Origin of the sequence: Rubrivirga sp. (genome assembly GCF_049648075.1) — a bacterium.
GTDB lineage: Bacteria > Bacteroidota > Rhodothermia > Rhodothermales > Rubricoccaceae > Rubrivirga.
In genome coordinates this window covers 1-7,510 of sequence record NZ_JBARYR010000600.1, presented here as the reverse complement: position 1 = coordinate 7,510, position 7,510 = coordinate 1, and the positions used below count along the sequence as shown (strand labels likewise).

General features: G+C 61.1%; 6 protein-coding genes. 3 read left to right on the top strand and 3 right to left on the bottom strand.

All coding sequences use genetic code 11. From position 1 onward, the window contains the following. The coding region (locus WBA11_RS16605; protein WP_424521762.1) for a hypothetical protein at positions 1–470 on the bottom strand (470 nt) is incomplete at its 3' end. A 79-nt stretch (positions 471–549) separates the two neighbouring features. Here WBA11_RS16605 and recF point away from each other — a divergent pair. Both recF and WBA11_RS16595 read left to right on the top strand, forming a co-directional pair. Then, positions 550–1,677, top strand: a complete 1,128-nt coding sequence (gene recF / locus WBA11_RS16600) for a DNA replication/repair protein RecF (protein WP_424521761.1) — start codon at positions 550–552, stop codon at positions 1,675–1,677. A gap of 55 nt (positions 1,678–1,732) precedes the next feature. Further along, positions 1,733–3,187, top strand: coding sequence for a M48 family metalloprotease (locus tag WBA11_RS16595; RefSeq protein ID WP_424521760.1), 1,455 nt, complete (start codon positions 1,733–1,735; stop codon positions 3,185–3,187). Positions 3,188–3,217: 30 nt separating this feature from the next. Here WBA11_RS16595 and WBA11_RS16590 read toward each other — a convergent pair whose 3' ends face one another. After that, positions 3,218–3,637 (bottom strand): MaoC family dehydratase, encoded by a 420-nt coding sequence (locus tag WBA11_RS16590; RefSeq protein WP_424521759.1) that lies wholly within the window; start codon positions 3,635–3,637, stop codon positions 3,218–3,220. A 159-nt stretch (positions 3,638–3,796) separates the two neighbouring features. Here WBA11_RS16590 and WBA11_RS16585 point away from each other — a divergent pair, with 159 nt between their 5' ends. Next, positions 3,797–6,376, top strand: coding sequence for an efflux RND transporter permease subunit (locus WBA11_RS16585; protein WP_424521758.1), 2,580 nt, complete (start codon positions 3,797–3,799; stop codon positions 6,374–6,376). Between the two features lie 12 nt (positions 6,377–6,388). On the opposite strand, the gene WBA11_RS16580 is transcribed toward WBA11_RS16585, so the two are convergent. After that, a partial coding sequence (locus tag WBA11_RS16580) for a glycosyltransferase family 4 protein (RefSeq protein WP_424521757.1) occupies positions 6,389–7,510 on the bottom strand: 1,122 nt, incomplete at its 5' end.

Sequence of the window (7,510 nt, the reverse complement as noted above, 5' to 3'; positions counted from 1 at the left end):
TCCGCCTCGACGGTGTATGACATGGATGCCGCTTTGTAATAAGAGCGCGCACCTTCGACCGTCCTGCCGAGCTCGGCAAGCACGTAGCCGCGTTGGATCAGCAGCCTGACATAAGACTCGGCGGTGCCCTGAGCTGTGGCGTCGCCACCCTCCCGTGCGTCCAGATAGTCTCCGATGACCTCGCTGGCCTCCCCGAGCTCGCCCTCGATGATCAGCAGGTACGCCTTGTTCTCGACGAGACGCCCTGCGCATTCTGGCGCTGTGCGTTCATGCCGTTCCAGGATCTCTTCCAGTTCTAAGAGGAGTCGCCGTCGAGCCGTTGACCCTTCCTGGCGAATAGGGAGCGACAGGGCGTAGAACTCTTTTCGTTCCCTCTCGCACACGTCCTCTGTCTGCGGATCTGTAGTGTGTACACCTTGGGTTTGTATCAAGGCGGCAGCGATTGCCATCCACAGGAACGTATAGTTCATTCGGTCCTGTTTGAAGGGCTGGTGGCGAACTACTGAGCATCCCGACGGGTAGGTCGCATGTCACTCCATCCGACTTTACTTGCGACTGAAGCAGCTATCAATTACGTCGTTTCGGTCTCATCGTGCAACTGAGTTTGAAGCTGCGCCGCGAGTAAACCTCCTGCACGGAGCCAATGGAGCCGGCAAAACGAACGTGGTCGAAGCGATTAGCTATCTAAGCCTCGGCAAGAGTTTTCTCGGGGCCTCTGACTCGACGGTCGTTAGGCAAGGCGAGGGGTTCTTTGTCGTCGAAGGGCACTTCGAGGGCGATGAACGGGCCTCCCAGGTCCTTCGGGTCGCGTCGGTTCCTGGAGAGGGGAGGCGAGCGTTCTCAAATGGATCCTCACTCGACCGCTTGTCAGACCTCGTCGGGCGAGCCCCGCTCGTCGTCGTGTCGCCGTCGGACTACGACCTGACTGCGGGTGGACCTGCAATGAGACGGCAGTTCCTGGATATGACTCTAGGGCAGAGCTACCCGGTTTACCTCGAGGACCTCATCGCCTACAAGCGAGCACTCAAGCAGAAAGGGGCACTGCTCCAGCGTCGAGGGCGAAATGGGCCTGTAAACAGGTCGTCAGTCAGAGCCTGGAATCACGAGTTGGCAACGATTGGGGGACGACTCGTGGAGCGCCGGCGGACCTTTCTCGCCCAGTTCTCCAGTCGGCTTGAGGAGGCCTTCGATCTGTTGGGCTCTCCTGGGGACAAGCCGACTCTGCGGTACGAGCCTACAGGAGTCGGGAAAGTGCCTGGTGAGGCTGCTTCCACGCTCGCGGAAGCTCTTGAGCGGACGTTCGAACAGAGCCTTCGCACTGGACAGACCTATGTGGGGCCCCATCGTGATGAGGTCGTGTTTTACCTAGGCGACCTCGAGGTCAGACCATATGCGTCTCAAGGCCAGCACCGGACGTTCTCGCTCTCACTTCGGGTAGCACAGTCCCTGTTTATGTGCGAGTCGACGGGAGAGAGACCCCTCATCTTGATGGATGACCTCTTTGGCCCTCTCGATCACGAACGCTCCCGCGTCATCCTCGAACTGCTGGCGAGTGGCCGCTTAGGGCAGTCTTTCCTGACATCGGCTCAGCCTGGACCCATTCGAGAGACCGTGCCGTTCGAGGATGAACACCACTCACTGTTCCATGTGGAACGCGGTGAGGTGACCCTGTCATAGCTGCCCCTCTGATATGTCTGTCCTCTCTAACTTTTCCTCTCGTTGGCTACTGCTCGTGCTTGCTATCACGCTCACGGCGTGCGGCACGACCAACCAGAACTTTATCACTGGCGAGAATCAGAGGGGAGCTTATTCATGGCAACAAGAAAGAGAGCTTGGCGCTCAGGCTGACCAGCAAATCATCGCTCAATTCGGTCTCTACACCGAAGATCCGGAGCTTACTGCCTACGTCGAGAGGGTCGCGCAGAACGTACTAGAGACGAGCGCCTACACGGACCCGAGCACCCCTGCGGAGGTGAGGAGCACGCCTTTCGTGTTTCGAATCCTCGATTCGCCCGTCGTGAACGCTTTCGCGTTACCAGGCGGGTTCATGTATGTGACTCGTGGTCTCCTGACGTACCTCGAAAACGAAGCTCAACTAGCCGTCGTGCTCGGTCATGAGATCGGACACGTGCTCGGGCGCCACTCCTCTGAGCAGGCAGCGCGCGCTCAGTTGAACCAGTTCGGCCTGATTGGAGCGGCCGTTCTCGGCGGAGTGGTGGGCGGTGGAAACGTGGCTCAGGGGATTCTCGAATACGGAAGCACGGGCCTTCAACTTCTGCAGTTGAAATGGGGCCGTGGAGCTGAGCGAGAGGCTGACATGGCCGGGGTCGCTTACGCAGAGTTCGCTGGGTACGATGCAGCCGAAGCAGCTCGTTTCTTCCGTGCCCTAGATCGTCTGAGTGCTCAGAGCGGAGGGGGATCGATCCCGAATTTCATGTCGACTCATCCCGACCCCGCAGAGCGTGAGCAGACGATTCCCCAACTCGCGAACAGCGATCCCCGCTACCAAGGGGAAATGATCAACGCTGAGGAGTATTTGCGGCAGATCGAGGGAGTCGTAGTGGGAGAGGATCCACGCCAGGGGTACGTCGAGGACGGAGCGTTTTACCATCCCGAGCTCCGCTTCCGGTTCGACGTCCCTCGAGGGTGGCAGACGCAGAACAGCCCAATGGCGTTTGTCATGGGCGAGCCGAATGGTCAGGCGCTGATCCAGCTTACCCTCGCGAGCCAATCGAGCGCCGAAGCCGCAGCGCGAGAGCTCGCCTCGCAGCAAGGTGTCCAAGTGGGTCGGGGAGGCGCAACCACCGTGAACGGGAATCGCGCGTACCGCCTCGATGGTGCGGCCCAGCAGCAAAACGGGACGATCGGATTCGTGGCAACGTTCATCGAGTATGGGGGCAACGTTTACCAGATTCTCGGTCTGACCGCTCAGAACGCCTTGCAGCAGTACGGCGGAACGTTCGTGGACGTCAGCGAAAGCTTCTCACGCTTGACGGACCAGCGCTACCTGAACCGTCAGCCCTCGAGGCTAGAGGTGACGAGGGCTCCAGGCGGAGCAACGATCTCATCCTTGCTTCGGGGGCGAACACTTCCATCGGGTCTCACCGAGGAGGAGGTTGCGATCATGAATCAGGTGGAGTTGAACCAGCCGATCCCGACGGGACAGCGCGTGAAGCTTCCAGAATGAAGCTCACGTCCTCGAGGACGCCGCCGCGTGCTAGTCGTCCGAGGGAGGGGGGATAACGACGGCCTCACCTCCCAACGACATCTTGCCCTTGCAGTAGGCGTACATCCTCATCTTGACGTGCCCGTGGCGTTCGATCTTCTCAGACACCTTGACCTCGATGGTGACCTCCTCGCCGACGGGGACAGGCCGTAGGAACTTGGCAGATAGCGACACCGCGATCGAACCCGGCCCGGGGAAATCTCGTCCGAGCACCTTCGAGGCAAGACCGAGGACATAGACACCGTGGACCACGGGATGGCCGAACCGGCTTGCCTTGCCCGCGTCCTCGTCAATGTGGATGGGGTTGTCATCCCCAGTGACATCGGCGAAGGAGCGGACGTCGTCCATGGTGAGGGTCCTTGACCACGAGAAGGAGTCTCCGACCGTTAGAGAATCGTAGGTGTGCGCCATCGGGAAATAGGATGTGGACCTCGAGGCTACTACTTGCCGCCGGGATGCGCCATCAAGGACGGCAAGAGTGGGTCCCGTCTCCTCTGGAAGGTTTCACCCATCGGGGCAACCGTGACAAGGCTTTGAGGTCTACTCTCGACCTCGACGCACTCAAACGCCGTGTTCACCCGTCTGCGCGCACTTCCTCGCTGGATCGTTGCTCATCCGCTGTGGGTGATCGCGCTAGCGCTCGGACTGTCGAGCGTCGGGCTGTGGAAGGCGCTCGATCTGCGAGTGGACGCGGACCTGGTCACGCTACTCCCTCCTGAGTACGACAGCGTTCAGGCGATTCAGAAGCTCCAGGAGACGGTCGGAGCTGAGACGACGGTGGACGTGGCGATCGCCAGCCCGTCATTCGAGGCCAACCGCCGCTATGCTGAAGCGCTCATCGAGGACGCGCTGGCGATGGAGCGACCTGATGGAGAGGGGCCGTACTTCACACGCGTCGACTTCAGACGTGACATCCGGTTTATCTCAGAGAACGCACTCTATTTCGCTACGCTCGAAGAGCTAGACCGTCTCGAGCAGTTCTTGAGAGGGCAGGCTCAGGAGGTGCGGTCCGCAACAGATCCTCTCCGTGTCAACCTGTTTGCAGAAGCTGACAGTGGCGCGCTCGCTCGCCAGGCGGAAGGTGATCGGCTCCGCTCGGATCTCGCCCAACTCGCTCTTACGGAGTACCTGGTCAGTCCCGACTCGACGACGCTCGTCATCCGCTTCTACCCGACGGGCTCGCAAACGAACCTGGGCTTCGTGGAGCAGCTGTACGCCGACCTCGATGCCGCCATCGAGGACGTCGGCCCAAAGGACTTCCACCCTGATATGGAAGTGACCGCGGCAGGACGACTCCTGAGGCAGACGATCGAGATCCGATCGATCACGAATGACGTGCGCAACTCATTCGGCGCCGGAGTCCTCGCAGTGGTATTCGCTGTGGTGCTGTACTTCTTGTACAAGTCCGTGCAAGCGAGGACGGGAGGGAGGTGGCGATGGGGCGTCGTGCTCAACGAGCTCTTGAGAACGCCAGTCACGGCTGTGCTTCTAACTCTCCCGCTGCTCATGAGCCTGACGTGGGTCGGAGGGATCGCAGCGGTTCGATTTGGAACGCTCAACCTGATGACGTCTACCCTCGGTCTCGTCCTGTTCGGACTGGGGATCGACTACGGGATTCATTTCTACGCCCGGTATGCGGAGGAGCGCGGCGCTGGCCGCAACGTGCCTGACTCGATCGAGGAAACGTTTGTCAGTGCTGGTCAGAGCATCTTCGTATCGGCGCTCACAACGGCCTGCGCGCTGTTCGTTCTTCAGCTCGCAGACTTCCGTGGGTTTAGCGAGTTCGGCTTCATTGGAGGGCTAGGAATTTTGTTTGCCGTCATCTCGATGATGACGGTGCTGCCCGCTCTGATCGCGATCGCCGAGAAGACAGGGGCCCTTAACCTCAGACTGAGAGGGGAGGCAGCAGAGGCGAGCACGGACCACCGGTTTCCGTTCGCCAAGCCGATCGTCGTGGTGTGCTCAGTCCTGACTATCATTTGCATTCTGGCGATTCCACGAGTCGCGTTCGAGTACGACTTCTCGAGTCTCAATCCCGTCTACGAGGACTACGACCGTCGGGCGGTTGCTCTCGAACCTGTGTTCGGACAAAGCTCGCGGCGGAACCCAGCGTACATCCTGCTCGACACGCCGGAGGACGTCCGATCCGTCACGGACGCTCTCAAGGAGCTCTCTGAGCGAGACTCCCTCATCCTGGCTGTCGAGAGCCTTCAAGAGCGCTTCCCAACAGACTCCGTCTCTTCACGGCTCAAACTCGGTCGCTTAGCAGAGATCCGAGAGGTCTTGAACGATCCGTTCCTGGTCGCAGATACGACTGGGCAGGTCGCTCGCCTTCGGCAAGCCGCGTCTGCTACGTCGCCGATCCTGCTCGATAGCGTCCCGTCGTTCCTGACGAGGCCCTTCACCACCCGCTCAGGAGAGGTCGGAAACTTCGTGATTGTCTTCCCGCGCGGGAGTCTCGGCGATGGTCGGCGGTCCATTCGGTTCGCCGAACTGATCGGCGAAGTCAGCACCCCCGAAGGGGGCGAGTTCTACGCGGCCTCGACGCAGCTCGTCGCGGCTGACATGTTGCGCCTGATGCAGGAGGAGAGCCCGACGATGGTGGTGATCACGTTCGCGCTGGTGTTCGTGCTAGTCTGGGTGTCGTTTCGATCATTCAAGTGGGTGGCCGTCGCCGTCTTTCCTCTCGCCATGGGGTTGATCTGGATGCTCGGTACGATGGTGCTGCTCGGGGTCAAGCTGACGTTCTACAATCTGGTTGTCCTTCCAACCGTGCTCGGAATCGGGAACGACGGTGGTGTGCACCTGACCCACCGGTATCAAGAGGACGGCAAGGGGTCGATCCGGCGCGTCCTACGGACGACGGGAGAGCACGTCACGATGGGAGCGGCGACGAACCTTATCGGGTTTAGCGGTCTTCTGCTGTCGTCGCATCCTGGGCTTCGGTCGATCGGGATCCTCGCCGTCGTGGGCATCAGCGCGACACTCGCCGCGACGCTCATCTTCTTCCCGGCGATGCTCCAGCTCGTTGAGAGTCAGGGTTGGTTCGACCGTCGCCGTCGCCGGAGGCGCTACGACCTCGGTGACCCAGAAGCAATCCGCAACCCTCGGTTCCGCCTCCGAGCAGACCCGACCCCGGACGACGAATAGAACCTCCGTCGATCAGCCGTCCTCGAGGACGGCTCGGTAATATCCCACCATCCGGTCGAGGACGTCCGGCCAGTTGTAGGTGAGCGCGGCTTCGCGAGCGGCAATCCCGAAGCGCTCACGGCGGTTAGCGTCCTCGATGAAAGCCCGCGTCGCATCGGCAAACGCATTGCGATCCCGAGGCGAGCAGAGTGATCCCGTCCGGCCGTCCTCGACAAGGCTGGCAGAGCCGGCGGCGTCTGCCACCACGACGGCCAGCCCTGACGCCATCGCCTCTAGGGTGACATTGCCAAACGTCTCCGTCTCGCTAGGAAAGAGGAAGACGTCAGAGGACGCGTAGGCGGTCGCGATTTCGGTCCCGCCCAGGTGACCGGTGAAGACCGCATCGGGGAGGGCGTCCTCGAGGGCGGACCGCTCCGGTCCATCGCCGACGACGAGCGCTCGGACCGGCGCCTCTTCAGCTTGGAGTGTCCGAATCGTGTCCGCGTAGACATCGATGCCCTTTTCCTTGACCAACCGGCTTACGAAGGTGACAACCACGTCCTCGAGGTCGAAACCACGGGATTTGCGCCACTCGTCCGACCTCGAGGACGGGTGAAACCGGTCGGCCTCGATGCCACGGGGCCACAGACGGACCTCGGAGGTGATGCCGTGCTCGAGCAAGGTGTCCCGCATCGCCGGCGTCGGAGCGTAGACTTCGAGGCAGCGGTTGTAGAAGCGGCGGAACGCAGCCCAGAGAAGAGGCTCGGCGAAACCAACGCGGTAGAAGTCCAGGTACGACGCGAAGTGGGTGTGGTACGTCGTGACGACAGGGAGGCCGAGACCGCGTCCCCACGACAAGGCTCGGTGACCGAGGACGTCCGGCGTCGCGATGTGGACGATGTCAGGCCGAAAGGCTAGGACCTTCTGGCGAACTGATGCTGGAAACCTGGTGCTGATCCGGTACTCTGGCCGTCCAGGAATGGCGGTCGACGGGACCTCGAGGAAGTCTCCAGGTTGATCGAGCGGAGTCGAAATGGACGGTCCGACGACCAGGACTTCGTGCCCCTCGTCGATCAAGTACCCAACGAGCCGCCCGAGCGTCCGCGAAACACCGTCCTCGACGTGATTGTAGTTGCCCGTGAACAGGGCGATCCG

Coding starts and splice junctions, on each gene's coding strand:
- WBA11_RS16590 (WP_424521759.1), bottom strand. CDS start 3,637: ATGGCGCACACCTACGATTCTCTAACGGTCGGAGACTCCTTCTCGTGG.